20 protein-coding genes and 1 tRNA gene are annotated in these 25,865 nt (G+C 64.4%); 11 read left to right on the top strand and 10 right to left on the bottom strand.

All coding sequences use genetic code 11. The features are described 5' to 3' along the window. Nucleotides 1-55: 55 nt before the first annotated feature. Together LB572_RS25875 and smc are read left to right on the top strand one after the other, a co-directional pair. Nucleotides 56-802 (top strand): DsbA family protein, encoded by a 747-nt coding sequence (locus LB572_RS25875; protein WP_140806754.1) that lies wholly within the window; start codon nt 56-58, stop codon nt 800-802. Nucleotides 803-865: 63 nt separating this feature from the next. After that, the gene (gene smc, locus LB572_RS25870) at nt 866-4,327 is read left to right on the top strand and encodes a chromosome segregation protein SMC (RefSeq protein ID WP_224669736.1); all 3,462 of its coding nucleotides are present in this window, start codon (nt 866-868) and stop codon (nt 4,325-4,327) included. 361 nt (nt 4,328-4,688) lie between these two features. Here the strand turns inward: smc and LB572_RS25865 are convergent, their stop codons facing one another. Further along, complete coding sequence (locus tag LB572_RS25865; RefSeq protein ID WP_140806756.1) at nt 4,689-6,326, bottom strand: ABC transporter substrate-binding protein; 1,638 nt, start codon at nt 6,324-6,326, stop codon at nt 4,689-4,691. A gap of 119 nt (nt 6,327-6,445) precedes the next feature. Between LB572_RS25865 and LB572_RS25860 the strand changes: the two genes are divergently transcribed. After that, entirely contained in the window at nt 6,446-7,345 is a 900-nt protein-coding gene (locus LB572_RS25860; RefSeq protein WP_224669735.1) for a LysR family transcriptional regulator, read from the top strand. Between the two features lie 176 nt (nt 7,346-7,521). Here the strand turns inward: LB572_RS25860 and LB572_RS25855 are convergent, their stop codons facing one another. After that, nucleotides 7,522-8,394, bottom strand: a complete 873-nt coding sequence (locus tag LB572_RS25855) for a phytanoyl-CoA dioxygenase family protein (RefSeq protein ID WP_181179631.1) — start codon at nt 8,392-8,394, stop codon at nt 7,522-7,524. Nucleotides 8,395-8,658: 264 nt separating this feature from the next. On the opposite strand from LB572_RS25855, the gene LB572_RS25850 reads away from it, so the two are divergent. Beyond that, nucleotides 8,659-9,582, top strand: a complete 924-nt coding sequence (locus tag LB572_RS25850; RefSeq protein ID WP_224669734.1) for an acetamidase/formamidase family protein — start codon at nt 8,659-8,661, stop codon at nt 9,580-9,582. 77 nt (nt 9,583-9,659) lie between these two features. On the opposite strand, the gene LB572_RS25845 is transcribed toward LB572_RS25850, so the two are convergent. From LB572_RS25845 to LB572_RS25825, 5 genes are all read right to left on the bottom strand, one after another. Further along, nucleotides 9,660-9,734 (bottom strand) — tRNA-Gln (locus tag LB572_RS25845). A 220-nt stretch (nt 9,735-9,954) separates the two neighbouring features. After that, nucleotides 9,955-10,929, bottom strand: coding sequence for an NAD-dependent epimerase/dehydratase family protein (locus tag LB572_RS25840; RefSeq protein WP_224669733.1), 975 nt, complete (start codon nt 10,927-10,929; stop codon nt 9,955-9,957). 77 nt (nt 10,930-11,006) lie between these two features. Continuing rightward, nucleotides 11,007-11,990, bottom strand: coding sequence for a GDP-mannose 4,6-dehydratase (gmd, locus tag LB572_RS25835; RefSeq protein WP_224669732.1), 984 nt, complete (start codon nt 11,988-11,990; stop codon nt 11,007-11,009). A gap of 111 nt (nt 11,991-12,101) precedes the next feature. Further along, a complete protein-coding gene (locus LB572_RS25830; protein ID WP_224669731.1) occupies nt 12,102-13,514 on the bottom strand; it encodes a phosphomannomutase in 1,413 nt (470 codons plus the stop codon). A 100-nt stretch (nt 13,515-13,614) separates the two neighbouring features. After that, entirely contained in the window at nt 13,615-13,959 is a 345-nt protein-coding gene (locus tag LB572_RS25825) for a VOC family protein (protein WP_224669730.1), read from the bottom strand. A 217-nt stretch (nt 13,960-14,176) separates the two neighbouring features. On the opposite strand from LB572_RS25825, the gene ppdK reads away from it, so the two are divergent. The 4 genes from ppdK (at nt 14,177) to LB572_RS25805 (ending at nt 20,431) form a co-directional block, all read left to right on the top strand. Further along, nucleotides 14,177-16,861, top strand: a complete 2,685-nt coding sequence (gene ppdK / locus LB572_RS25820; protein WP_224669729.1) for a pyruvate, phosphate dikinase — start codon at nt 14,177-14,179, stop codon at nt 16,859-16,861. Nucleotides 16,862-17,087: 226 nt separating this feature from the next. Then, nucleotides 17,088-18,191, top strand: a complete 1,104-nt coding sequence (locus tag LB572_RS25815; protein WP_140803378.1) for a glycosyltransferase family 9 protein — start codon at nt 17,088-17,090, stop codon at nt 18,189-18,191. A gap of 460 nt (nt 18,192-18,651) precedes the next feature. Next, nucleotides 18,652-19,545 carry a glycosyltransferase family 9 protein gene (locus tag LB572_RS25810; protein WP_224669728.1) on the top strand — a complete coding sequence of 298 codons (894 nt, stop codon included), beginning with the start codon at nt 18,652-18,654 and terminating at the stop codon, nt 19,543-19,545. A 145-nt stretch (nt 19,546-19,690) separates the two neighbouring features. Then, on the top strand, nt 19,691-20,431 hold the full coding sequence (locus LB572_RS25805) for a polysaccharide deacetylase family protein (protein ID WP_140803380.1): 741 nt from the start codon (nt 19,691-19,693) through the stop codon (nt 20,429-20,431). A 34-nt stretch (nt 20,432-20,465) separates the two neighbouring features. Here the strand turns inward: LB572_RS25805 and LB572_RS25800 are convergent, their stop codons facing one another. Continuing rightward, nucleotides 20,466-20,855 (bottom strand): DUF427 domain-containing protein, encoded by a 390-nt coding sequence (locus LB572_RS25800; RefSeq protein WP_224669727.1) that lies wholly within the window; start codon nt 20,853-20,855, stop codon nt 20,466-20,468. Nucleotides 20,856-21,182: 327 nt separating this feature from the next. Beyond that, entirely contained in the window at nt 21,183-21,539 is a 357-nt protein-coding gene (locus LB572_RS25795; RefSeq protein ID WP_140803382.1) for a hypothetical protein, read from the bottom strand. 191 nt (nt 21,540-21,730) lie between these two features. On the opposite strand from LB572_RS25795, the gene LB572_RS25790 reads away from it, so the two are divergent. Beyond that, entirely contained in the window at nt 21,731-23,359 is a 1,629-nt protein-coding gene (locus tag LB572_RS25790) for a fatty-acid--CoA ligase (protein ID WP_224669726.1), read from the top strand. A gap of 82 nt (nt 23,360-23,441) precedes the next feature. After that, on the top strand, nt 23,442-24,227 hold the full coding sequence (locus tag LB572_RS25785; RefSeq protein WP_224669725.1) for a DUF1499 domain-containing protein: 786 nt from the start codon (nt 23,442-23,444) through the stop codon (nt 24,225-24,227). On the opposite strand, the gene LB572_RS25780 is transcribed toward LB572_RS25785, so the two are convergent. Further along, nucleotides 24,228-25,136, bottom strand: coding sequence for an MBL fold metallo-hydrolase (locus LB572_RS25780; RefSeq protein WP_224669724.1), 909 nt, complete (start codon nt 25,134-25,136; stop codon nt 24,228-24,230). A 101-nt stretch (nt 25,137-25,237) separates the two neighbouring features. Between LB572_RS25780 and LB572_RS25775 the strand changes: the two genes are divergently transcribed. Beyond that, nucleotides 25,238-25,828 (top strand): biotin transporter BioY, encoded by a 591-nt coding sequence (locus LB572_RS25775; protein WP_140803386.1) that lies wholly within the window; start codon nt 25,238-25,240, stop codon nt 25,826-25,828. Nucleotides 25,829-25,865: the final 37 nt, after the last annotated feature.

Raw genomic sequence — 25,865 nt, 5'->3', positions numbered from 1 at the left:
TCTCGCCTTTTCTAGCCTCTGCATTGCAAAATCCAACCGATATCAGGTGATTCGCATGAACCGTGCCCCGTTTGGCAATAGCTTGTCCCGCAGAAACCTTCTGACCACGCTGGCCGCTGTTCCTGCGGTGGCGCTGCTTGCCGCATGCAGCGACTCCGGCGAGGAGGCGAAGGCCGCCGACGTGAAGCCCGCCGATCCGTCGACGCCTGCCAAGCCAGCCGCGACGCCGGCGGCGGTCCAGGTCCCGGAGTCGAGCGGTCCGGTCGACATGGCGGAATTGCTCAAGCCCGGCGCACTGCCGGAGAAGCAACTCGGCAAGGATGATGCCAAGGTCACGATCGTAGAATATGCGTCGATGACCTGCCCGCATTGCGCGCATTTCGCCATGACCACCTTCCCTGAGTTGAAGACCAAATATATCGACACCGGCAAGGCGCGCTACATCCTGCGCGAATTCCCCTTCGACCCGAGCGCCGAGGCCGGCTTCATGCTGGCGCGCTGCTCCAAGGACAACTACTTCGCCATGGTCGACGTGCTGTTCAAGCAGCAGCCGAGCTGGGTTGGCGTCAACAACACCAAGGAAGCGCTGCTGCAGATATCCAAGCTCGCCGGTTTTACACAGGAGTCCTTTGAGTCCTGCTTGACGGACCAGAAGCTTCTGGACGATGTGAGAGCAGTCCAGAAACGCGGAGCGGACGAGTTCAAGGTCGACTCGACGCCGACCTTCTTCATCAACGGAAAGACCTACAAAGGGGCGATGTCGATTGAGGAAATGTCGGCCATCATCGACCCTCTGCTCTGACATCCAGGCCGCGCCGAAGCGGCTGGGCTTCGGCGCGCTTGCCTGTAGTGTTGGGCGGCGCGAATGAAATTTTCGCGCCTTCGCCTCCTCGGTTTCAAATCCTTCGTCGAGCCCGGCGAGTTCGTCATCGAACGCGGGCTGACCGGCATTGTCGGGCCGAACGGCTGTGGCAAGTCGAACCTCGTCGAAGCTTTGCGCTGGGTGATGGGCGAAAGCTCCTACAAGAACATGCGCGCGTCCGGGATGGACGACGTGATCTTCTCGGGTTCCGGCGCGCGTCCGGCGCGCAACACCGCCGAAGTCACGCTTTTCCTCGACAACACCGACCGCACCGCGCCCGCCGCCTTCAACGACGCCGATGAATTGCAGGTGTCGCGCCGCATCGAGCGCGAAGCCGGCTCGCTCTACCGTATCAACGGCAAGGAAGCCCGCGCCAAGGACGTGCAGTTGCTGTTCGCCGACCAGTCGACCGGCGCTCGTTCGCCCTCCATGGTGGGCCAGGGCCGCATCGGCGAGCTGATCCAGGCGAAACCCCAGGCGCGCCGCGCGCTGCTGGAAGAAGCCGCCGGCATTTCCGGCCTGCACACGCGCCGCCATGAGGCGGAGCTTCGGCTGAAGGCGGCCGAACAGAACCTCGAGCGGCTGGACGATGTCGTCGGCGAGCTGGAAGGCCAGATCGAAAGCCTGAAGCGCCAGGCGCGCCAGGCTTCGCGCTTCAAGAACCTCTCGGCCGATATCCGCAAGGCCGAGGCGACGCTGCTGCATTTGCGCTGGACGCTGGCAAAAACCCAGGAAGGCGAGGCGCGTTCAGCACTTGCCGTCGCCACCACGCTGGTCGGCGACCGCGCCGCCGCCCAGATGGCCGCCGCCAGGGAGCAGGGCATCGCCGCGCACCGGCTGCCGGACCTGCGCGACGCGGAAGCCGCCGCTGCCGCCGCCTTCCAGCGTCTGTCGATCGCCAAGACGCAGATCGAGGAAGAGGCCGGGCGCATCCGCGCCCGCCAGACCGAGCTCGAACGCCGCCTGCAGCAGCTCGACGCCGACATCGCCCGCGAGGAGCGGATGGTGCGCGACAATGCCGACATCCTGGAGCGCCTGCGCACCGAGGAGGCCGAGCTCAATTCGGAAAATGCCGGCGCCGCCGAGCGCGAGGCGACCACGCGCGCCGCTTTCGAGCAGGCGGGCGCGACGCTGTCGCAGAGCGAGGCAAAACTTGCCGCGCTGACCGCCGAGCGCGCCGAGGCGGCTGCCTCGCGCCACCAGATCGAGCGCAGCTTGCGCGAGACCGCCGAGCGCCGCGACCGCTTTGCCCGTCAGCTCGCCGAAGTCGACCGCGAGCTTTCCGACATCGTCGCGCGCATTTCCGGCCTGCCGGATCCGGCTGAGAAGCGGCTTCTGGTCGAGGATGCGCTTGCCCGGCTGGAAGAGAGCGAGGCCGGCACTGTGACCGCCGAGCAGGCCGTCGCCGAGGCCCGCGCCGCCGAAAGCGCCGCAAGGCCTCCGCTGCAGGACGCAAGGGCGGAACTGGCGCGCATCGAGACCGAAGCGCGCACGCTGGCGAAGATCCTCAACGCCACCAGCGGCGGCGATCTTTTCCCGTCCGTGCTTGAGCAGATCAGCGTCGAGCGCGGCTACGAAACCGCGCTCGGCGCGGCTCTTGGCGAAGACCTCGACGTTCCGCTCGACCGCAGCGCGCCGGTACATTGGGGCGAGAGCGCGGTACAACCGGGCGACGCGGCGCTGCCTGAAGGCGTGAAGAGCCTGGCCAGCGTCGTGCGCGCGCCGGCGCAGCTTGCGCGCCGCCTGGCGCAGATCGGCATCGTCGACGCTGCCGACGGCCGCGGCCTCCAGGCTATGTTGGCGCCCGGCCAGCGGTTGGTCAGCCGCGATGGCGCGCTCTGGCGCTGGGACGGCCTGAGCGCGAGCGCCGACGCCCCGACCGCCGCCGCGCTGCGGCTGGCGCAGAAGAACCGCCTTGCCGAGCTCGATGCCGAGGCTGTGCAGGCGACGCGCGTCGTGCGCGAGGCCGAGGAAGCGCTGGCGCATGCCGAGCAGGCGATGCGCCAGGCAAGCGAGGCCGAGCGCAATGCGCGCCAGGCCGGCCGCGACGCCCAACATGCTCTGGATGCCGCCCGCAACGCGCTGGCCGAAGCCGAGAAGGCCGGCGGCGAGCTGGTCAGCCGCCGCGCTGCCCTGGACGACGCCCGCGCGCGCATCGTTGAAAGCCATGAGGAGACGCAGGCCGCCTTCCTCGAAGCCGAGGAGATGCTGAAGGACGCGCCCGATCTCGGCGACCTGCAGCTGCAACTCGAACAGGCCTCCGCCAACGTCTCGCGCGACCGCGCCACGCTTGCCGATGCGCGCGCCGTGCATGAAGGGCTGCGGCGCGAGGCCGAGGCGCGCGTGCGCCGGCTCGACGCCATCGGCGCCGAGCGCAAGAACTGGCTGGAGCGCGCCGAGAACGCCTCGACGCAGATCGCCTCACTCGGCGAGCGCAAGGCCGAGGCTGAAGCCGAGCGCGAGCGGCTGGCCGATGCGCCGGACGAGATCGACGCCAAGCGCCGCGCGCTCTTGACCCAGCTTTCCGAGGCCGAGGCGCTGCGTCAGGCGGCGAGCGACCGCCTGCAGGAGGCGGAAAACAAACAGGCCGAGCTCGACAAGGCGGCGACCGCCGCCATCCAGTCGCTCGCCGAATCGCGCGAAACCCGCGTCCGCGCCGAGGAACGGCTGACCGCGGCCGACGAGCGGCGCGCCGAGGTCGAGGCGCGCATCCAGGAAGCGCTGAACACGCCGCCGCATCTGGTTATCAAGCATACCGGCCTGGAACCCGACGATCCGATGCCCGACATGGTCGAGATCGAGCGCCAGCTCGACCGGCTGAAGATCGAGCGCGAGCGGCTCGGCGCCGTCAATTTGCGCGCCGAGGAAGAGCAGAAGGAATTGTCCGACCGACTGGAAACCATCGTTTCCGAGCGCGAGGACATCATCGAGGCGATCAGAAAACTCCGTCAGGCGATCCAGAGCCTCAACCGCGAGGGCCGCGAGCGGCTGCTGTCGGCCTTCGAGGTGGTCAACGGCCATTTCCAGCGGCTGTTCTCGCATCTGTTCGGCGGCGGCACGGCCGAACTGCAACTGATCGAGTCGGAAGACCCGCTGGAGGCGGGGCTTGAAATCCTCGCACGCCCGCCGGGCAAGAAGCCGCAGACCATGACGCTGCTTTCCGGTGGCGAGCAGGCGCTGACGGCGATGTCGCTGATCTTTGCCGTCTTCCTCACCAACCCGGCGCCGATCTGCGTGCTCGACGAGGTCGACGCCCCGCTCGACGACCACAATGTCGAGCGCTTCTGCAATTTGATGGACGAGATGTCGAAGACCACCGAGACCCGCTTCGTCATCATCACCCACAACCCGATCACCATGGCGCGCATGGACCGCCTGTTCGGCGTCACCATGGCCGAACAGGGCGTCAGCCAATTGGTTTCGGTCGACCTGCAGGCGGCCGAGGCGATGCGCGAGGCGAGCTGAGGCGGGCCTTGCTTTCCCGATTTTAGGGAAAGTAATTGCCGGTTTAAACGAGTTCCGTTTGATTTTCGCAAAAGTAAGCTGCCGGCTATGAAACTGGAGCTTGCGACATGGCTGACACCGAACCCCGGACGTCTACGCACCAAGCCGTGCACGCGTCCGCCGCAATCCCCGAGTTCGATGTTGGGGACCAGGCAAAACGTGGGAGCTGCGGGCGTGTCTGCTCGACATGTCCTTTACGCAGCCCGGGCTGCGCGAACGCGCAGGTGGCCGTCACAAACCTGAACGGACCATCCCGATGAGCCGATGCGGACGGGGCGGCGCGCAGCCGGGCGCCGCCCCGATTTCCGTCGGGTTTCCGAGATCAGGCCGTCAGCCAGGCCTGGGTGAAATCCTGCTCGTAGGCCTGATGCATCTGATAGCCCATCAAAGCCGGCTTCATGTGGCAGAACAGCTTTCGCCAGTAGGGCTGAACGATGATGCCGGAGTCCCTCAGGATGGTCTGCAGCTCCTCCATCACCACGCGGCGCTGGTCCGCGTCGGCAATGGCGTTGGCCTTCTGCAGCCTGGCGTCGAAGTCCGGATCGGCGAAGCCGGTTTCGTTCCAGGCCGAGCCGCTCCGATAGGCAAGCGCATAGGTCTGGATGCCAAGCGGCCGCGCGTTCCAGTTGGTGGTTGCGAACGGGTATTTCGTCCAGTCGTTCCAGAATGCCGCCTCCGGGATGACGGTGCGCTTCACCTTGAATCCGGCATCGCGCATCTGCTGGGCGATGACATCGGCGCTTTCCTTGCGGTAGTCGGCTTCCACCGAGATCAGGTCGAATTCGAAGTCGAGCTGGCCGGCTTCGGCAAGCAGGGCCTTGGCCTTGGCGGCGTCGCGCTTGATCGGCGCCAGTTCGGCATGTTCGGGGTGCATGGGCCCGACATGATCGTTCTGGGCAACGATGCCCATGCCGTCCGCGCCGAGCTTCAGCACCGTCTCGTTGTCCACGGCCAGCTGAATGGCATTGCGCACCCGCTTGTCGTCATAGGGCTTCGCACCGACATTGCAGCGCGCAACCACGGTCGCCGCGGTGACGATCTCGGATTTCTTCAACCCGAGCTTGTCGAGCAGATCGACATCATAGGATTGCGTCTGCCCGTTGAGGTCGATCTCTCCGGCTTCGAAGGCAGAGACCGTGGCGGCCGAATCCGTGCCGAAGTCGATCCAGTCGATGCCGTCGAGGAAGACGTCTCCGCCCCACCACGATCCTTCAGGGCGCTTGCGCACCGACGCGGCGACGCCGACATCGAGCTTGGTGAGTTCGAACGGGCCGGTGAAGATGGGATTGGCCGACAGGGGCGCCTTCTTCACATCGAAGCTGTGATGAACGATGAGCGCCGGATAGTCGGTCATCGCAGGGATGATGGTGATGTCGGGCTGCAACAGCTTCAACACAACGGTTCGATCGTCGCGGATCTCGATGGCGCCGTCGCGCGCCACCTTGGTCTGCGGATCTATCAGGGCGGTCATGCGTCCGGCCATCGAATTGCCCGGAGCGTCCTTTTCGCACCAGCGCGCTATGTTGAAGGCCACGTCGGTGGCCGTGAAGGCGTCGCCGTTCGACCATTTCACGCCTTGGCGCGCCTTCAAGACATATTCCGTGGCGTCGGCATTGATCTCCCAGCTATCGAGCAGCATCGGCTGGAAGGTGAAGTCGGGCTTCCAGCGCACCAGCGGCTCGAGAAACTGCCGTGCGATATTGCCCATTTGCGAGACCTTGAAGCTGCGCGGGTCCTCAAGCTCCATCACCTGCATGGCGACGCGCAGCGTGCCGCCCTTTCTTGGCGGCTGCGCATCTTCGGCGCGGGCCGGAACAGGCTGGCCGAGAAGCCCGTAAGCGGTCGCCGCGCTCGCGCCGAAGGCGCTGGCAAGCGCCAGGAATTCGCGGCGTTCGAGCTTGCCGTTCCTGGCGTCGCGCGCGAGAGCGCCGATCGCAGGATGAAGAGGCTTGGATGTCATGTCGTTTCTCCCATTGTTGATTTTGCGTCCAAAGTCGTTGGAATGCTCTTGTCACCCGCTCGCCCGCCGCTGTTTTCTCGGCGGGCCGGCATTTGGCGCGCCGGCTGAAAGGAAGCGGAATGAATCTTCTGACGGCGATGCGGGTTTTCGATCGTGTCTGCCTGCTTGGAAGCCTGTCGTCGGCGGCGCGCGACCTGAACATGTCGACGACCGCCGTCAGCCGCACGATCAAGGAACTGGAGGACGATCTCGGCGTTCGGCTGATCAACCGCACGACCCGGCGCCTCAGCCTGACCGAGGCGGGCCGCGATTATGCTCCGCGCGCTCGCGCGCTGCTGGATGACGTCACCGAATTGCAGGATTCCACGCGCGGCCTGCACAAGGAGACGCGCGGCCTGATCCGGGTGTCGTGCTCGAATGTCCTTGGCCACGCCCGCATCACCAAGCTCGTGCCGAAATTCCTCGAAGAGAACCCGCTCACCACGATCGAGTTCGATCTCACGGCCCGCTACGTCATTGGCATCGTGGAGGAAGGCTATGACGTCGCCATCCGCTTCGGCGAACAGGCCGACTCCGCGCTCATCGCGCGAAGGCTGGGCGAAGTGCGCAACTATGTCTGCGCCACGCCCGGATATTGGGACAGGCACGGCCGCCCGGCCCATCCGGGTGAGCTGGCGAAACACTCCTGTGTGCTCAGCAATTTTGCAAAGCGTCTCGGCACATGGCCCTTCGTCGGGCCGGATGGCCCGTTCGACGCGGTCGTCGGCGGCCGTGTCTCGACCAACAGCGTCGAGGCCGCATACCAAATGACCATCGCCGGCTTCGGCATCGGTAACCTGCCCAGCCTCCTGGTCGACGCCGCGATCGACGACGGCAGGCTTGAGGTTCAGCTCGACAGCTTCCGGCCAGACTCCAGCCCGATCTACGCGCTTTATCCACATCGCACCTATATCGCCGCGAAGGTGCGTGCCTTCGTCGATTTCCTGATCCGAGAGCTGGCGGACGACTTCGTGGCCTGAAGCAATTCCAGGAAAAGTGTGACGCGGTTCTCCGCCCGGAATTGCGTAAAAACAAGGAGATAGCGCGCCTCGCCGCTTTCGTAAAATGGTGAAACGCTCTGGGTCCGTCCGGACGCCGAGAAGGGTCCGGCGCGAACGCCGGACCCCGTTTGCCCCCTTCGCCCGAAGCGGCAAGATCATTTCCACCAAGCGGTGGTGTCGTATATCGGCCCCGGCTCCTCGAAGAGCTTTTCGTATTTGCACAGGGTGGGCGTCTCGCCGAGCGGAACGGAAGCGCCATCCCTGAACGCCCATTCGCCGCGCTGCGTCGAATCGGCCCGCACGTAGCTGGACAGGGCGAAGGCGCGATCATGCTGCGACTTGTTGGGCGAGGAGCCGTGCACGGTGAGCAATCCCCACATCGCCAGGTCGCCGGGTTCAAGTTCGAGCGGAATGATGGTCGCCGGGTCGATGCCCACCTTGCGCAATTCCTCCTCGGCCGTCAGACCTTTCATCAGTTCGCCCGTCCCTTCGTCGGAAAGCCCGAGATAGCCCAGCTTATGGCTGCCCGGCACGACCTGAAGGCAGCCATTCTCGAGCGTTGCCCGATCGACCGCCAGGCCCGTGGTCACCGTCGCGTCGGCGACGTTGTCGAAGGCCGCCTGATTGCGGAAACGCAGGTCCTGGTGGAAACGATAGCCGGTTACGTTGGCGCCCGGCGGCTTCCAGTGCAATTGTTGGGCGATCTGCCGGATGTCGCGGCCGATCAGACCCTCCAGCAGCTGCAGGTAGCGCGAGTTGCGCCGGAATTCCTCGAAATAGCTGTTGATCCAGGAGAACCAGTAGGCTTGCAACACGTAGCGCTTGCCGAAATCCGATTCAGGCAGGATCTGAAAACTGAGATTGCCATGCCGGAACGTGGCGTGATGCTTCAGCCCCTCGGCATAGACGGCATCTGTTTCCTCCCTCAGCCGAACCATCTCGTCGCCGTCGACGAACTGTCGGACGATGGCGTAACCTTCCTCGCGATATTGTTCCACGGCATCGCGCACCGTCTTCTCGTTCAGCATCCCGGCTATCCCCAATGGGTTGATCCGGGTTGATCGTAGCGGGAATACTTCAGACGATAAGTCGTGGATTCGGGCATCGACTTTCCCGATTTTCGGAAAAATGTCGGGCCGCTTTGAGCCGCTGAACAAGGTTTTTCGACAAGATGAGCCTAAGGCATGGCTGCGGCGCGCTGCCCTATGGGACGAGGCGGAGCAAAGCCGATCGGCCGCCGGAGAGCCTAATCCACACTTGCCGCGGGGCAATGCCTTCGCTACTTCCAACTCATGGCAACGCACAAGCTCGTCAACACCACCTGGCACAACGTCCTCGGCACGGTCCCGCCGGCGCTCACAATCGCGTCCGGCGATGTCGTGATCACAGAGACGCTCGACGCCCGGGGCTTCGACAAGAATGGTGCGCGACCGGCTCATGGTCCAAACCCTATGAACGGCCCGGTCTTCGTGACGGGAGCCGAACCTGGTGATGCGCTGCGCGTGGACATCCTGCGCATGGACCCGATCCGCTCTTCCGGCTGGACGATCTCGTCACTGGCCGCAAACGTCGTCGATCCGGAGGCTGCTCGTGGGCTTCCGGCACGGGATACAGTCACCTGGCGGATCGATCTGGAATCGCGAAGCGTGATGTTGCAGGAGCCGCCGTCAGGGCTTGAGAATTTCGTGTTGCCGGTCGAGCCGATGATTGGCTGCTTCGGCGTGGCGCCCTCGATGGGCCAGGCTTTCTCCACCGCAACCAGTGCGGAAAATGGCGGCAACATGGATTACCGCGGGTTTCGGCCCGGTGCGACCGTTTGGTTTCCCGTTGCTGTGGAAGGTGCGCTCTTCTTCGCAGGCGATTGTCATGCGGCGCAGGGCGATGGGGAGATCGTCGGGACCGGTATCGAAACCTGCTTTGAGGTTGAGCTTCGCTTGACGGTGGAGAAGAACAGGCAGCTGGTATGGCCTCGCGGCGAGAACGACACCCACATTTTCTCTGTCGGCAACGCACGCCCGCTTGATCAGGCCCTGCAGCACGCGACCACGGATATGCTCAACTGGCTGACCAGCGACTATGGATTGTCCGCCACTGCTGCGTCGCATCTGTTGGGACAGGTCGTCCGGTATCACGTCGGAAACGTTTTTGACCCTGCCTATACAATGGTCTGCCTCGTCGAAAAGCGATGGCTTCCAAAACCGGCCTCCGTCGGCTGACAGAGCCTCGCCACGATCGCTTGCTTGCCCTTGCCAAGAGATGGGTAACCCACGCGTCCGGGACGACCCGCGATGTATGGCTGGGGCGCCAGGATTCGAACCTGGGAATGTCGGTACCAAAAACCGATGCCTTACCACTTGGCGACGCCCCAGCAGGCGGGCCATGCCCGCTGCGCGCGGCCTTATAGGACGTGGCGGGGCAAAGCTCAATGCCGGGAGATCAACTAAAAGCGACAGCGACGCGGGCCGCCATTCCTGGCCGTTTCGTTTCGCGATCGCCGGCGGTGGAGCGCAAGCACCGCACGCCGCGCGTCAGCTTCGCGCTTGTGCGGTTCAGCCCAGGCTTTCGGGAATCAGGCGATGCATCCTCGCCTACGCCTGGGCCACGCGCGCGCGGCAATCCTCCAGGACCGCGGCGAGCGTATCTTCGAAGGGGTGCTCGGGCGCCCAGCCAAGCAGGGTCCGGGCGCGGGTCGCATCGCCGACGATGCGTGGCAGGTCGCTCGGTCGCAGCCGCAAGGGATCCTGCTCCGTGACGATCCTGGCGCTGCTTTGCGCCAGCAGCAGATCGAGAATGTCTCCCATCCGCCAGGACACGCCGGATGCAACGTTGAAAATGGTGTTTGGCGCAAGATCGCGGCTCCTCAGAACCGCGCGGGCATAAGCGTTGGCGATGTCGCGGGCATCCAGGAAATCGCGTCTCGCATCGAGATTGCCGACGCGGATCACCGGCGGAGCCAGGCCTGCTTCGATCCGCGCAATCTGCATGGCGAAGGCCGGCACGGCAAATGCCTCTGTCTGGCCCGGGCCCGTATGGTTGAAGGGACGCATCCGGATGCACTTCAACCCCTGGCGAGAAAGCGCGCCGAGCGCGAGGTCGGCCGCGGCCTTGGTCACGGCGTAGTCGTCGATCGGAGCAAGCAGTGTGCCTTCGTCGAGCGGCCGTCCGGTTTTCGCGCTTTCGCCATAGACCAGGCCCGACCCGACATGAATCAGCCAGCAGTCCGGAGCCTTGTCGAGGATGGCATTGGCAACGTTGAGCGCACCGCCCACGTGAATGCGCCACGTGTTCCGGGGATCGGCCTGGGCGGCGCCCAGGGCCGCGACCGCCGCCAGGTGAATGACATGGCTGGGCCGGTGACGGGCAACGGCGTCATGGACGGCGGCCGCGTCTGTCACGTCCAACGCTTCGACCTGGCCGAAAGCGGCATGCGGACCGCCATCTTTGGAGGTTGCGACAATGGTAACGTCATCGCCGCAAATCCCGCGCAGCGCGTCGCGCACATAGGGGCCGACGAAACCGTTGGCGCCGGTTAGCAAAATCCGCATGCCGGCCTCACGAACCATGACGCGCCGTCCACACGCGTAAGCGCGGCGGATCACGTTGCGTCAAGTCATTGGCTTGTAGAACCAAGGGTTTCCTTTCAACGCCTGGCGGCCGAGTGGCGCGCCAGATCGGCGTCCACCATTTCGCGGATCATCTCTTCCAGCGAAATCGTCGCTTCCCATCCGAGCTTCGCCTTTGCCTTGGCCGGATTGCCGCGCAGGATTTCGACTTCCGCCGGCCTGAACAGGTCAGGATCGATGACGAGATGGTCGTCCATCTTCAGCCCGACATGCTCGAAGGCGATCCTGCACATGTCGCGCACCGTCGTCGTCCTGCCGGTGGCGACCACATAGTCGTCGGGCTGATCCTGCTGCAGCATCAGCCACATCGCGCGCACATAGTCCCTGGAGTGGCCCCAGTCGCGCTTGGCGTCGATATTGCCCAGCCGCAACTCCCTTGCCAGGCCGTTCTTGATGCGCGCGACGGTGTCCGCGACCTTGCGTGTCACGAATTCGATGCCGCGAAGCGGCGATTCGTGATTGAACAGGATGCCGCTCGAAGCGTGCAGGCCGAAGCTCTCGCGGTAGTTGACGGTGATCCAGTGACCGTAGACCTTCGCCACCGCATAGGGAGAGCGGGGATGGAAAGGCGTGGTCTCCGACTGCACCGGCTCCTGGATAAGGCCGTACATCTCCGACGACGAAGCCTGGTAGAAACGCGCTGCGGGGATTTCGAGACGCAGCGCCTCAAGCACATTCGTGACGCCGATACCGGTGACGTTGCCGGTCAGGATCGGCTGCTGCCACGAGGATCTGACGAAAGACTGTGCGGCAAGGTTGTAGACCTCGTCCGGCCTTACGTCGCGCATGGTTCGGGCCAGGCCCGACAGGTCCGTCAGGTCGCCATCCACGATCCGCACGTCGCTCTCGATCCCAAGCCATTTCAGGCGCGTGGTGTTGACCTCGGCTGTGCTCGACCGTCGCGCCAGTCCGTGCACGCTATAACCCTTGGAAAGCAGGAACTGCGCCAGATAGGCGCCATCCTGCCCCGTAATGCCGGTTATCAATGCTGTCCTTGTCATCGGTGCTTTCTGGAATAGAGCGAGATGCGGGGCGTGCGCCCCCGTTGCTGTCGAACCGACCGCGCTCCAGGCCTGCGGCGCCCGCCTGCGCCACTTTCGTTACACGGCCTCTCACTCATCTGCCAGTGTGGTGTCCCGCGCCCGTTCCAGCGCCATTGCGACAATTTCGCTCGCCCTGTCGTGGCTGGCGGCCTCGGCATAGCAACGAAATTCGGGAGCATTGCCGGAAGGCCGCAGATGGATGATCTCGCCGCTGGTCATCCGTGCTCTCAGGCCGTCGGTCTCGTCGACATCAGCGACGGCGCCGAAGGGGGCGAGGAATTGCCGCAACGCATCGCGGTCGGCGAGCCTGTGCATCAAGCCGCGCGATGCCTCTACGGGGAAATTCTCGAGCCGCTCGCTGGCGCAGACCGGAAGGTTCCAGCTTTCGCGCAGGCCCGACAGCGATTTGCCCGTCGATGCCGCCGTGCCCAGCACGGCCAGGATAGGCAAAAATGAATCCCGCGTCGGCAGCGCGGACAAAACCTTGCCGTTTACCAGGCAGTCCGAGCCCAGAAGAACCCCGCCATTGGCCTCGAACCCGACGACGATGCCGCCTGCCTGCCGCGCGGCGTCCATTCCCTCTATGACGAAGGGGGATCCCACCTTCGTTCTCACCACCTTGAAGCCGAAAGCGTCTGAAATGCCCGAATTGGACGTTACGGGCGTCACCACGATGTCGGCCTTGAGGAAAAGCGCGGTGGCCAGTCCAATCAGGTCGCCGCGAAACAATTCGCCCTTGCCGTCGACCACGAGAGGACGATCGGCATCGGCGTCGGCGGAGAGCATGGCGTCGAATTTGAATTCGCGCACCCAGTCCTCCACCTTCGCCATCGTTTCCCTGCCGACGGCCTCCGTGTCGACGGGCACGAAAACCTCCGTTTTGCCGACGGGGACCACATCCGCGCCAAAGGATCGCAGGACCTCGACCAGCAATTCGCCCGCGACGGTGCTGTGCTGGTAGACGCCGAGCTTCATTCCGGAAAGGGTGCCCGAGGGCAGGATGCCGTCGACACGATCCCGAAAGGCCGCGAGCGCCTGTTCATGGCCGGCCTGCCAGTCCGCATGGGCGGGCGGCCAGGGATATTTATCCGACAGCTCCGCGACATAAGAGGTGATCGCGGCCTCGTCCGCCTTGTCGATCTCGCCCTTCGGCCCGTAGAACTTGATGCCGTTGCGGTCGGCGGGAATATGCGAGCCGGTCACCATCAGAGCCGGGGCGCCGTGCAGGCGGGCATAGAAGGCAAGCGCGGGTGTGGGGATGGGGCCGCAATCGAGCGGCTGGAAGCCGCTCGCGGCCAGCGCCGCCATGCAGTCTTCGGCAATCGTTTGGCTGCTGTCGCGCAGGTCACGCCCTACGAAGACCTTGCCTTGCTGAAATCCGGTCGACCGCAGGCGCCGGGCGAAACCCTCAGTGTAAAGCCCGCTTGGCCTCCCAACCAATTCGGAAGCCAAACCCCGAACGCCGCTTGAGCCGAATTTCATCAGTCTGCTTTGCTGTTGGAAGATTGCCGCCGCTCATTGGAATGAGCCCGGCAACCCCTCGGCTGTCAACAGCAAAAACGCCTCGAAATCCGCGTCTTTCCTAATGTCCCCAAACGGCCAGTTCGTTGCCGGCCGGATCGGTGAAATGAAACCGCCTGCCGCCGGGGAAGGAAAAGATCGGCTTGACGATGGTGCCCCCGGCACTCTCGACCGCGTCCAGCGTTTCCTCGAGATTTTTGGAATAGATGACCGGAAGCGGCTTGGCCGGTGCTTCGCCGGCATCCGCCTGGAAGCCGCCGTCGAGGCCTTCGGCAAAGGCGGCGTAGGTCGGGCCGTAGTCGGTGAACGACCATGAAAAGGCGGCGCTGTAGAAGGACTTGACGCTGTCCAGCGTGCCGCCCGTCGCCGGCAGCTCCAGATAGTCGAGTTTTCCGTTGAGTTTCATCACGCTACTCCACTATGTTCCTGTTATGTTCTATATGGCGCCATCCTGGTCGGCAAGTCTTTTTGACGCAGCTTTTGCTTAATCGATTTTAGCGGCGGTGCCTGCTTTGCCGGTGCCTTGCCTTTCGCACTGCAGCATCCTATCGCTCGGGTTCGGAAAAGGCGGGGAACCGGACAATCGTCCGGATGTTCTATCTTCCACGAACTGGAGGGCAAGCATGACCAAGTGGGTTTACACCTTCGGCGACGGTGCCGCCGAAGGCCGTGCCGGCGACCGCAACCTTCTCGGCGGCAAGGGTGCCAATCTGGCCGAGATGTGCAGCCTCGGGCTGCCGGTGCCACCCGGTTTCACCATCACCACCGAGGTCTGCAACGCCTACTACGCAAATGGCCGCAGCTATCCTGGCGCGCTTGAGACGGATGTGGTCTCCGCGCTCGACCATATCGGCCGGATCACGGGCCGCCGCTTCGGCGATCCGTCGAAGCTGCTCTTGGTCTCCGTGCGCTCCGGCGCCCGCGCCTCGATGCCCGGCATGATGGACACGGTGCTCAATCTCGGTCTCAACGACGAGACGGTCGAGGCTTTGGCCGCCGATTCCGGCGATGCGCGTTTTGCCTATGACAGCTACCGCCGCTTCATCCAGATGTATTCCGACGTCGTCATGGGCCTCGACCACGAAGTGTTCGAGGAAATCCTCGAGGACCAGAAGGCAAGCCTCGGTCACGAGCTCGACACCGGGCTGACGGCGCAGGAATGGCAAGGCGTGATCGGCCTCTACAAGGCCAAGGTCGAGGAAGAGCTCGGCAAGCCGTTCCCGCAGGATCCCCAGGAGCAGCTCTGGGGCGCGATCGGCGCCGTGTTCTCGAGCTGGATGAACAACCGCGCCATCACCTATCGGCGCCTGCACGACATCCCGGAAAGCTGGGGCACGGCCGTCAATGTCCAGGCCATGGTGTTCGGCAATATGGGTGATACCTCCGCCACCGGCGTCGCTTTCACCCGCAATCCCTCGACCGGCGACAGGCAGCTCTACGGCGAATTCCTGGTCAACGCCCAGGGCGAGGACGTGGTGGCCGGCATCCGCACGCCGCAAAACATCACCGAGGCGGCGCGCATCGCCGCCGGCTCCGACAAGCCGTCGCTGCAGAAACTTATGCCCGACGCCTTCCAGGCCTTCGTCGACATCTCCGACCGGCTGGAAAAGCACTACCGCGACATGCAGGACCTCGAATTCACCATCGAGCGCGGCAAATTGTGGATGCTGCAGACCCGCTCCGGCAAGCGCACCGCCAAGGCGGCGCTGAAGATCGCCGTCGAGATGGCCAGGGACGGGCTGATCACCAAGGAGGAGGCGGTCGCCCGCATCGATCCGGCCTCGCTCGACCAGCTCCTGCACCCGACCATCGACCCGAAGGCCGCGCGCGACGTCATAGGCATGGGCCTGCCTGCCTCGCCGGGCGCCGCCACCGGCGAGATCGTCTTTTCGTCCGCCGATGCCGAGGACGCCAAGGCGCAAGGCCGCAAGGCGATCCTGGTGCGTATCGAGACCAGCCCTGAAGACATCCACGGCATGCACGCCTCCGAAGGCATCCTCACCACGCGCGGCGGCATGACCAGCCATGCCGCGGTGGTGGCGCGCGGCATGGGCAAGCCCTGCGTGTCCGGCGCAGGCTCGCTGCGTGTCGACTACAAGGCCGGCACGCTGCTCTCGATGGGCCAGACCTTCCGCAAGGGCGATATCATCACCATCGATGGCGGCAACGGCCAGGTGCTCAAGGGAGCGGTCGCCATGCTGCAGCCGGAGCTGTCAGGCGATTTCGCCGCCATCATGGAATGGGCGGACGCCGCGCGCCGCATGAAGGTGCGCACCAACGCCGAAACGCCGCTCGACGCGCGCATGGCGCGCTCCTTCGGCGCCGAGGGCATCGGCCTTTGCCGCACCGAGCACATGTTCTTCGATGGCGACCGCATCGTCGCCATGCGCGAGATGATCCTGGCCGACACCGAGAAGGACAGGCGCGCGGCGCTCGACAAGCTGCTGCCCATGCAGCGCTCGGATTTCCTCGAATTGTTTGAGATCATGGCCGGCCTGCCGGTGACGATCCGCCTGCTCGATCCGCCGCTGCATGAATTCCTGCCCAAGACCGAGGCCGAGCTTGCCGAGGTGGCGACAGCCATGAACGTCTCGGCCGACAAGCTTCGCCAGCGCACCGAGGCGCTGCATGAATTCAACCCGATGCTCGGCCATCGCGGCTGCCGGCTCGCCGTCTCCTACCCGGAGATCGCCGAGATGCAGGCGCGCGCCATCTTCGAGGCGGCGGTCGAGGCCGGCCGCAAGGCCGGCGCGCTGGTGGTGCCGGAAATCATGGTGCCGCTGGTCGGCCTGGCGAAGGAGCTGGAATACGTCAAGGCGCGCATCGACGCGGTGGCGCAAGGCGTCATGCAGGAAACCGGCACCAAGATCGATTATCTGACCGGCACGATGATCGAATTGCCGCGCGCGGCGATCCGCGCCCATGTCATTGCCGAAGCGGCCGAATTCTTCTCCTTCGGCACCAATGATCTTACGCAGACGACTTTTGGTATCTCTCGCGACGATGCCGCGTCCTTCCTCGAAACATACCGGCAGAAGGGCATCATCGAGCAGGATCCGTTCGTGTCGCTCGATGTCGACGGCGTTGGTGAACTGGTGCGGATCGCGGCCGAAAAAGGCAAGGCGACGCGGCCCGGCATCAAGCTCGGCATCTGCGGCGAGCATGGCGGCGATCCGGCCTCGATCCGCTTCTGCGAGGAGGTCGGCCTCGACTACGTGTCGTGCTCGCCCTACCGGGTGCCGATCGCCAGGCTTGCGGCCGCGCAGGCTGCGGTGGCTGCGGCGAAGAGCGCGGCAAAGCGCGCCTGACGCGTGTCGCCCAGAAGTGCGCGGCGATTCCGGGACAACGACATACACCAAAACACAGACTTAAAGCGCGTTGCCTGAATTCGTTTCGGCGCGACGCGCTTTAAGGGACGTTCGGATACCTTACGATTTTGTATGCAATGTCACGCGAACGTGCGTGTGACGGCCCTGAATCTCGACATCGTTTCAAGGGAGTTTCCAACACCGAATTTATTGGTGTCGGAAACCCATGTTGCAGATTTCCCCATCCACTTACCGCTCGATCCTGATCCTGCAGACCAAGTTCATCGGCGACATCGTGCTTGCCTCGGCGCTGGCGAAGAACCTGCAGCTTCAATATCCGGGTGTCAGGATCGTGTTCCTCTGCGAGACGCATTTCGCCGGCTTCCTGACGGCGCACGGCATTGCCACCGAGGTCGTCCCCTTCAGCCGCGCCAAGATGCGGGGCTCGCCGCTCGAACGCGGACGCGAGCTCTTCCGCACGGTGCGCGCGTTGCGGCAGCACCGCTTCGACATGACCATCGACATCACCGACTCCAAGACCTCGCGGATCATTTCCGAACTGGTCAATGCCCCGGTCAGGGTCGGCTACTTTCCGACGGAGCGGCCTTTGCGCTGGCACGAGCGGCAGCCCGCCAATGTCAAGATGAAACCCTTCGGATTTGGCAAAAAGCACTACCTCTATCGCTACTTGTCTCCACTGGAGGCGCTCGGCGTCGACCTGCGCGTCAGGGTGCCTGCCATTCGACCGCTGCCCTTTGAGACGACGCGCGCCCTGGCGCTGCTCGCCAGGCACCACATCCAGCCAAACGCTTTTGTCGCGGTCCATGCCGGGGCAAGCTTCGCGGGGCGCCGGTGGCAGCCGGAGCGCTTTGCCGAAGCGATCGACAGGATCGTCCGCGAAACCGGCCTGCGCGTGGTTCTGGTCGGCGGATCGGACGAGAGCGAGGCAACCGACAGGATCATGGCCGCGGCGAAGACGCCGGTTGTCAACCTGGCTGGCACGTTGCGGCTGGAAACGCTGCTGGCGCTGCTCAAGGAAGCGCGGCTGTTCCTCGGCAACGAAAGCGGACCCATGCATATGGCGGCCGCGGCCGGCACGCCGGTGGTCGGCCTGTTCGGCCTGACCAATCCGGTTCGCTGGGCGCCGGTCGGCGTGCCCAGCATCTCGTTGCGGCCATCGATGCCTTGCGATTGCGTCGGCGGCGACCTGTGCCGCCGGACCGATCCGAGCAAGGCATGCTGCGTCTGGCGCCTGGAGGTCGATCCGGTCGTCGAGGCCGCGCTGGAACTCCTGGCGCGCACCGAGATTGTCCTGGAAGCCGCGGTCTGACATCTGCGGAAAAGCCGCCCGTCGGTCGCGTCGCGCCTCTTGGAGCAATTCCGGGAAAGATTTGAAATGTCAGGCTCGGCGCCTTTGCTTTTCCGTGAAACGGGAAGCCCAATCGGTGCGCGAGTCACTCTGGTCCAAAATCCTGCCGTCTTGTATATGAGAGCCACGTGAAACACGCGCATGACGGATCCACATGTCTACGTCTCAACCCAGCTTCGTGGACTCCGATCCGTCCGGCGCCCGGACACGGATATCGCAGCTTCGCTCCGACCCCCCCAGGTCGATCCTGATCCTGCAAACGAAGCACATTGGCGATCTCGTTCTTTCCTCCGCGTTGGCGAGGAATCTGCAGCTCGAATATCCCGGCGTCCGTATCGTCTTCCTCTGCGACGGCCGCTTCGCCAGCTTCCTCACGGCCAACGACATCGCCTCGGAAGTCGTGACATTCCGCCGTTCCTATATGCGCGGCACGCCGCTGCGGCGCACGCAGGAACTCGTTCTCACGCTCTTTAAATTGCGCCGCTACCATTTCGATATGGTCGTCGACATCACCGATACGAAGACGTCGCGGTTCATCTCCGGACTGCTTGGTGCACGGGTTCGCGTCGGATATCACCCGTCCGAAAGGGCCCCACGTTGGCTCGAGCGCCAACCCGCCAATGTCAAGGCAAAGCCGTTCGGCTATGGCGGACGGCACTTTCTCCATCGCTATCTTTCGCCGCTGGAGGCGCTTGGCATAGAGCTGCGTGCGCCGAGCCCTGATATCCGGCCGATGCCGATCGAGACGACGAAAGCCTTGGCGCTGCTGGACAAGTTCCACCTTCGGCCGGGCGCCTTCGTCGCGGTGCATGCCGGGGCAAGCTTCCCCGGGCGCCGCTGGCAGCCCGAGCGCTTTGCTGCCGCAATCGACCGGATATCGGCCGAAACCGGTCTGGACGTCGCCCTGGTCGGCAGTCCGGACGAGAACGAGGTGGTCGAAAAGGTTCTGGCGAACGCGAAGACCCGGATCGTCAACTTGGTCGGGGCGCTTCCGCTCGAGACCTTGCCGGCATTGTTCAAGCAGGCGCGGCTGTTTCTCGGCAATGACAGCGGCCCCATGCATATGGCGGCTGCGGCCGGTATTCCTGTCGTCGGCTTGTTCGGCCTGCAGAGCCCGGTCCGCTGGGGGCCGGTCGGTGCGCCGAACATCCCGATGCGTCCGTCCATGCCTTGCGACTGCGTCGGCGGCGACCTGTGCGAACGGCCCGATCCCAACAAGGCCTGCTGCGTCTGGCGGCTGGAGGTTGCCCCGGTCGTCGAGGCTGTGCTCGAACTCCTGGCGCGGACGCACACTGCCCTGGAAGCCGAGATGTAAGGCGAAAGCAATTTTTCGCGATTGCTCCTTTTGCTCTGTTGGACGTCCCCATTTTCGCCTAGATGCCAGTCTGTTGAGATAAGTAGGGGCAAGTTTTCTCGGCGTGATGCGGCGACTGACCGAGCGCGCCGGCTTGGAATGGATGATGGGTCTGCTTCGAAACTCTCTTTGCGCGATGGCGTTGTCGCTGTTCGCGCCGTCGCTTGCCAATGCAGCCACGCTGCTCGAGCCGACGCTGCATGTGAAGCCGCAGGGTCTTGAAGGCCGCGGCGGGCGCGTCGCCTTGACGCTCGATGCGTGCGGCGGAAAGACCGACACAAGGATACTCTCGGCGCTTGTCGACAACAGGATACCGGCGACCATCTTCGTTACCGGCATCTGGCTGAAGCGCAATGCCGAAGCCATCGAGATCATGCGGGCGCACCCTGATCTGTTCGAATTGGAAAACCATGGCGGCCGCCACATTCCGGCGGTCGATACGCCACGGAAGATCTACGGCATCCGCAGCGCCGGCAGCCCGGGCGCTGTGCAGGCCGAGGTCGAATCCGGCGCCGCAGCCCTGGCCGGGGCGGGCGGGCCGGCGCCAAAATGGTTCCGCGGCGCCACCGCCGAATACAGCCCCTCGGCGATCGCCATGATCCGCAAGCTGGGCTTCAAGATCGCCGGTTTCTCGGTCAATGGCGACGGCGGCTCGCTGCTCGGCGCGAAGGAAACGGCACGCCGCATCGGCGCGGCCAAGGACGGCGACGTCATCATCGCCCACATCAACCAGCCGACCCACGCGGCCGGCGAGGGCGTGGTTCAGGGCCTGCTCGCCTTGAAGCAGAAGGGCATGACCTTCGTGCGCCTCGACGATGCCGAGGGCAACGACGGCACGACGGACTGACCGGATTTCACGCGCCGCCAGGCTGTGTTGAGCCTCAGTCCGGCTTGGCTTCGACCGTTACCTTGCTCGTGTAGAACGCGCCGTGGTTGCGGATTTCGGCCATCTCGTCGAATGGCGCCTCATAAGCCCACATTGCATTCTCGCCGGCTTCGCCGGCCGGCTGGACGCTCCAGTAGCTGGCATCGCCCTTGTATGGACAATGCGTCGAGTGCTCGGTGCCGGAGAGCTTGCTGAAATCGATGTCGTCGAACGGGATGTAGAAGGCCGCCGGGTAGGGCGGCTCCGACAACACCTTGGCCCGGGTGGACCGGGCGATGACGGTGTCGCCCGCGAGCACGGTGACGCTGCCGCGATAGGGTTCGACGGTGATTACCTTGTCGGGATTGCGCTGAAAGCCGGGGGCTGGATTGGCGAACTTGTCCATGAATGGTCTCCTGGAGCAATTCCAGCAAAAAGTGCGAAGCGGTTTTCCGTCCGGAATTGCGTCAAAACAAAGAGAGAGCGCTTCGCTGTTTCCGTGAAACGGTGAACGCTCTCGGGGGAGACTTACATGTGTAGGGCAGGCGCATCGTGCAAGCGCGCGCGGCGCGAGGTGTCATCACCATTCATTGAAGTCTGGGTCCCGAGCGGTTCGGCGTTCGACGGGATCGCCGACCCGCTCCATTCTTGTTCCAGGCAATTCCGGACGGAGGGCTACGGCGAAGGCGCCGAGCCCGACCGCTGCGCGCTTTTCCTGGAACTGCTCCAACCGTCAGGCGGCCGTCTTGAAAGCATCCATGAGGCCGGCATAGGCGGCGGCAATGCCCGCGACCGGATTGGTGCTCCTTGCCGCGGTTTCGACCTTCAGCGCGCCGCCGCTGGTCGGCAACGTCAGCAGCAGAAACTGACGATTGTCGGCGTTGCCGATGCAAGCCGCGGCGACATGCTCGCCCTCGGCGCCGTTTTCGACGCGCATCTTGAACAGCAACGTTCCGCCGACGGCCTCCAGCGCGCCGCCGACGACTTCGGCAAATTCGTCTTCGGAAACGATTTTGGTGTCCGGCGTCAGATCGTCCAGACTTTCGGCAAGCGTGCTTTCGAGGGCTTTATCGTCGAGCTGCGCGTCCATGCGAACCACTCCATTCGCCAATCTCACCCAGCCCGTTAATGAAACTTAACGGCGACGATGGCCGGATTATGGCGGTTTTTTCAGGTTCTTCGATCCATCCACGGGCTTCGACTTATGACGGCTGGACAAACCGCCGGTTCGTTCCACAATGCGTGAAACAAACGACGCGAATGCGCAAAGGGGAGGAATAGATGCTTGGATTGATGCAGGAATGGCCGCTGCTTTGCCACAAGCTGCTCGACCATGCCGAACGCCAGCACGGCAGCCGGGAGATCGTGTCACGCTCGATTGAGGGCCCGATCGTGCGCACGACCTTTGCCGAAATCCATCACCGGGCACTCAAGGTGGCGCAGCGGCTGGAGCGCGACGGCTTCAGGCTCGGCGACCGCATCGCGACCCTTGCCTGGAACACGGCCCGGCATATCGAGGCCTGGTACGGCATCATGGGCATCGGCGGGATCTATCACACGCTCAACCCGAGGCTTTTTCCCGAGCAGATCGCCTGGATCATGAACAATGCCGAGGACAAGGCGATCTTCGTCGACCTTACCTTCGTGCCGCTCCTGGAAAAGATCGCCGGCGCGGTCCGATCGCTGAAAAAGGTGATCGTGCTGACCGACAGGGCTCATATGCCGCAAACGTCGCTGGCGAATGCCGTCGCTTATGAGGAATGGCTGGCCGAGGCCGACGGCGCCTTCGCCTGGAAGAGCTTCGACGAGAACACCGCGGCCGGCATGTGCTACACCTCGGGCACGACGGGCGATCCGAAAGGCGTTCTCTACAGCCACCGCTCCAATGTCCTTCACGCCATGATGGCGGCCATGCCCGATGCCATGGGCATATCCACGCGGGATGTGATTCTGCCTGTCGTGCCGATGTTTCACGCCAACGCCTGGGGGCTCGGCCAAAGCGGGCCGATGATCGGCGCCAAGCTGGTGATGCCGGGCTGCAGGATGGATGGCGCCTCGATCTATGAACTGCTCGACACCGAAAAGGTGACGTTCAGCGCCGCCGTGCCCACCGTCTGGATGATGCTGCTGCAATATCTGGAGGAGACCGGCAAGACGCTGCCCTATCTGCAGAAGGTCGTGATCGGCGGGGCGTCCTGTCCGCGCGCGATCACCGCCAAGTTCCAGGACAATTACGATGTGCAGGTGGTGCATGCCTGGGGCATGACCGAGATGTCGCCGCTGGGCACCCTCTGCACGCTGAAGCCGCAATATGAGGCGCTGACCGGCGAGGCCCGGCTCGATGTCCAGGGCAAACAGGGTTTTTCGCCCTTCGGCGTCGAAATGAAAGTGACCGACGACGAAGACAACGCGCTGCCCTGGGACGGCAAGACCTTCGGCCATCTCAAGGTGCGTGGCCCCGCGGTGGCACGCGCCTATTATGGCGGCGCCGGCGCCGAGCAATTCGACGCCGATGGCTGGTTCGACACCGGCGATGTCGCCCATATCGACGCCAACGGCTACATGCAGATCACCGACCGTGCCAAGGACGTCATCAAGTCCGGTGGCGAATGGATATCGACCATCGATCTCGAGAACCTCGCCGTCGGCCATCCGGACGTGGCGGAGGCGGCGGCCATCGGCATCCCGCATTCCAAATGGGGCGAGCGGCCTTTGCTCGTCGTCGTGAGCAAGCCCGGCAGGGAGCCGAGCAAGGGCGACATTCTCACCTTCATGAGCGGCAAGGTGGCGAAGTGGTGGATGCCCGATGACGTCGCCTTCGTCGGCGAAATTCCGCACACCGCCACCGGCAAGATCCAGAAGACCAGTTTGCGCCACCAGTTCAAGGATTACCGCCTGCCGACGGATTGACGAAAAATCTTCGATCTTTCGGCTTCAAGCCCGCGCCAAAAACCGCTAACTCTCGGCCCGGGTTGGGACGACACGGCAAAGAATGGCATCTATTCCTGAACGGCAGACGTCTAGGGCGGCCGGCTGGTCGCGGCGGATCGGGGCATTTTCTCTTGTCCTTTTGCTCACCGTCGTTGCCAGCTATCGGCTCGATCTCGTCGAGACGCCGCCTTTCCTGTGGGTGCTGGCGGTCGTGGCGCTGCTGGCGGCGCTCGCCTTGTTGCTGGCAGGCCTCGGCCTGTCGCGGGTCTGGAGTTTTGGCGATCGCGGCGGCCGCGATCTCAGCGTCGGCGCGTTGCTGGCGCTTCTGGTGCTGGCGCCCTACGGCGTCGCCGCCTATTGGGCGACGATCTATCCGCCGCTGCGTGATATCTCGACCGATCTCGACGATCCGCCGGCGCTGGACACCAGCGATCGTACCGGTGACATGAACGAGCTGTCGCCGCCCACGCCTGGCGAACAGAGCCTGCAGGCGGACTCCTATCCGCTGGTCAGCGGGCGCAGCTACAATCTGCCCTTCGAAACCGTCGTCGACGCTGTCGAGACCGTGCTCGACCGCCGCGACTGGCAGTTGACGGCGCCTTATCCCGACATCAACGGCCAGAGCGAGGCAACGATCAACGCGCTGGCCAAGGGCTTCGTGCTCGGATTGCCGGCCGACGTCGCCATCCGCGTCACCGACGATGGCGAGCAGGTCATCGTCGACATGCGCTCGGCCTCGCGCTACGGCCGCTACGACCTCGGCGACAATGCCGCCCGCATCACGGATTTCCTTGCCGAGCTCGACCAGGAAGTCGCCGGGCAGGTCGGCGCGGCGCCGGCCGAGTGATCAGCCGGCGGGACTGAAAATGCCGTCGATGGCCGGCTCGCCTTCGGTTGCGACTAGGCCGCGCGCGACCAGATCCTCGAGATGGGCAAGCACCGAAAGTCCGGCGGCGCCGTGCAATCGCGGGTCGGTGTCGCGATAGATCGCCGCGACCATCTCCTTGATCGTCCGGTCTCCGGAGCGGATCCGCTCCAGGATCGCCCTTTCGCGCATCTTGCGATGCGTCTTCAGGCCGCGCATGAACCTTTGCGGCGCGATCACAGTTCCGCCATGGCCCGGCAAAAGCACGCGATCGTCGCGCGCAAGCAGCTTGTCGAGGGAGCTCATATAGTCCGCCATGGCGCCGTCGGGCGGCGCGACGATCGAGGTCGACCACGCCATGACATGGTCGGCCGAAAACAGGATTTCGGTGCCCTCGAGGGCAAACACGGCGTGGTTGGCGGTGTGGCCGGGCGTCAGCACGGCGCGGATTGCCCAGCCGTCGCCCTGGGTCAGCGCATCGTCGGCCAGCACGACATCGGGAACGAAGCCAAGGTCGGCGCTGGCGTCGAGCGGGTTGACCTCGCCGATACGCAAAGGCCGCGCCGGCCGGTGCGGGCCTTCGGCAAGCGTCGGCGCGCCGGTCAGTTCCTTCAACCGCGCCGCGAGCGGCGAATGGTCGCGATGGGTGTGGCTGACGAAGATGTGGCTGACCGGCCGGCCGGCGATCGCCGCAAGCAGCGTTTCGAGATGGGCGTCGTCTTCCGGCCCCGGATCGATCACCGCCAGCGTGTCGCGGCCGACGAGATAGCTGTTGGTGCCGTGGAAGGTGAACGGGCTCGGGTTTCTGGCGGTGATGCGCAGCACATCCGGCGCAACCGCAACCGCCCGGCCATAGGCGGGATCGAAACTGGTTTCGAATTCAAGGGCCATGCCGGCGGGCTCCGTTGCAATGCGGCAAAGTGATTGCCGCCCGATACGGAAGCCAATATAGGAAAATCAAAGCCAGCAAATCAGCCAGAATGGGGAAGACCATGGCAATTGCAACCACGATGCGCCCGCTTGTTTCTCTCACCCTGCCGGATCGAGGCGCCGCCCGGCTTGCGACCCAGCTCTTCCTGGCGCTTGCCGGGACGCTGCTGCTCACGCTTTCGGCCAAGACCAAGGTGGTGCTCGGCCCGGTCGACATTTCGCTGCAGACGCTTGCCGTGCTGTTGATCGCCTCGGCGTTCGGCCTGCGGCTGGCCGTCGCGACGCTCCTTCTCTACCTCGCCGAGGGCGCTTTTGGTTGGCCGGTCTTCCAGGGCACGCCGGAAAAGGGCATCGGCATCGCCTATATGCTGGGCTCGACGGGCGGCTATCTTGCCGGCTTCGTGGTCATGGCGGCGATCGCCGGCTGGGCCGCCGATCGCGGCTGGGACCGCAATCCGTTCAAGCTGTTCGGCGCCATGCTGACCGCCGAGGTCGTCATGATGGCCATGGGCTTTGCCTGGCTGGCGATGCTCATCGGACCGGAGAAGTCTTGGCAGTTCGGCGTCCTGCCCTTCATCGTCGGCGATCTGATCAAGGTGGCTCTGGCCGCCAGCCTCGTGCCGGCCGTGTGGGCATTGCTCAAGCGCGGCTGATCGCGACCGAAACGAAAAAGGGCCGGGGGGGGGCGCC

Origin of the sequence: Mesorhizobium sp. BH1-1-5 (genome assembly GCF_020165615.1) — a bacterium.
GTDB lineage: Bacteria > Pseudomonadota > Alphaproteobacteria > Rhizobiales > Rhizobiaceae > Mesorhizobium.
This window is presented reverse-complemented; position numbering and strand designations above follow the sequence as displayed.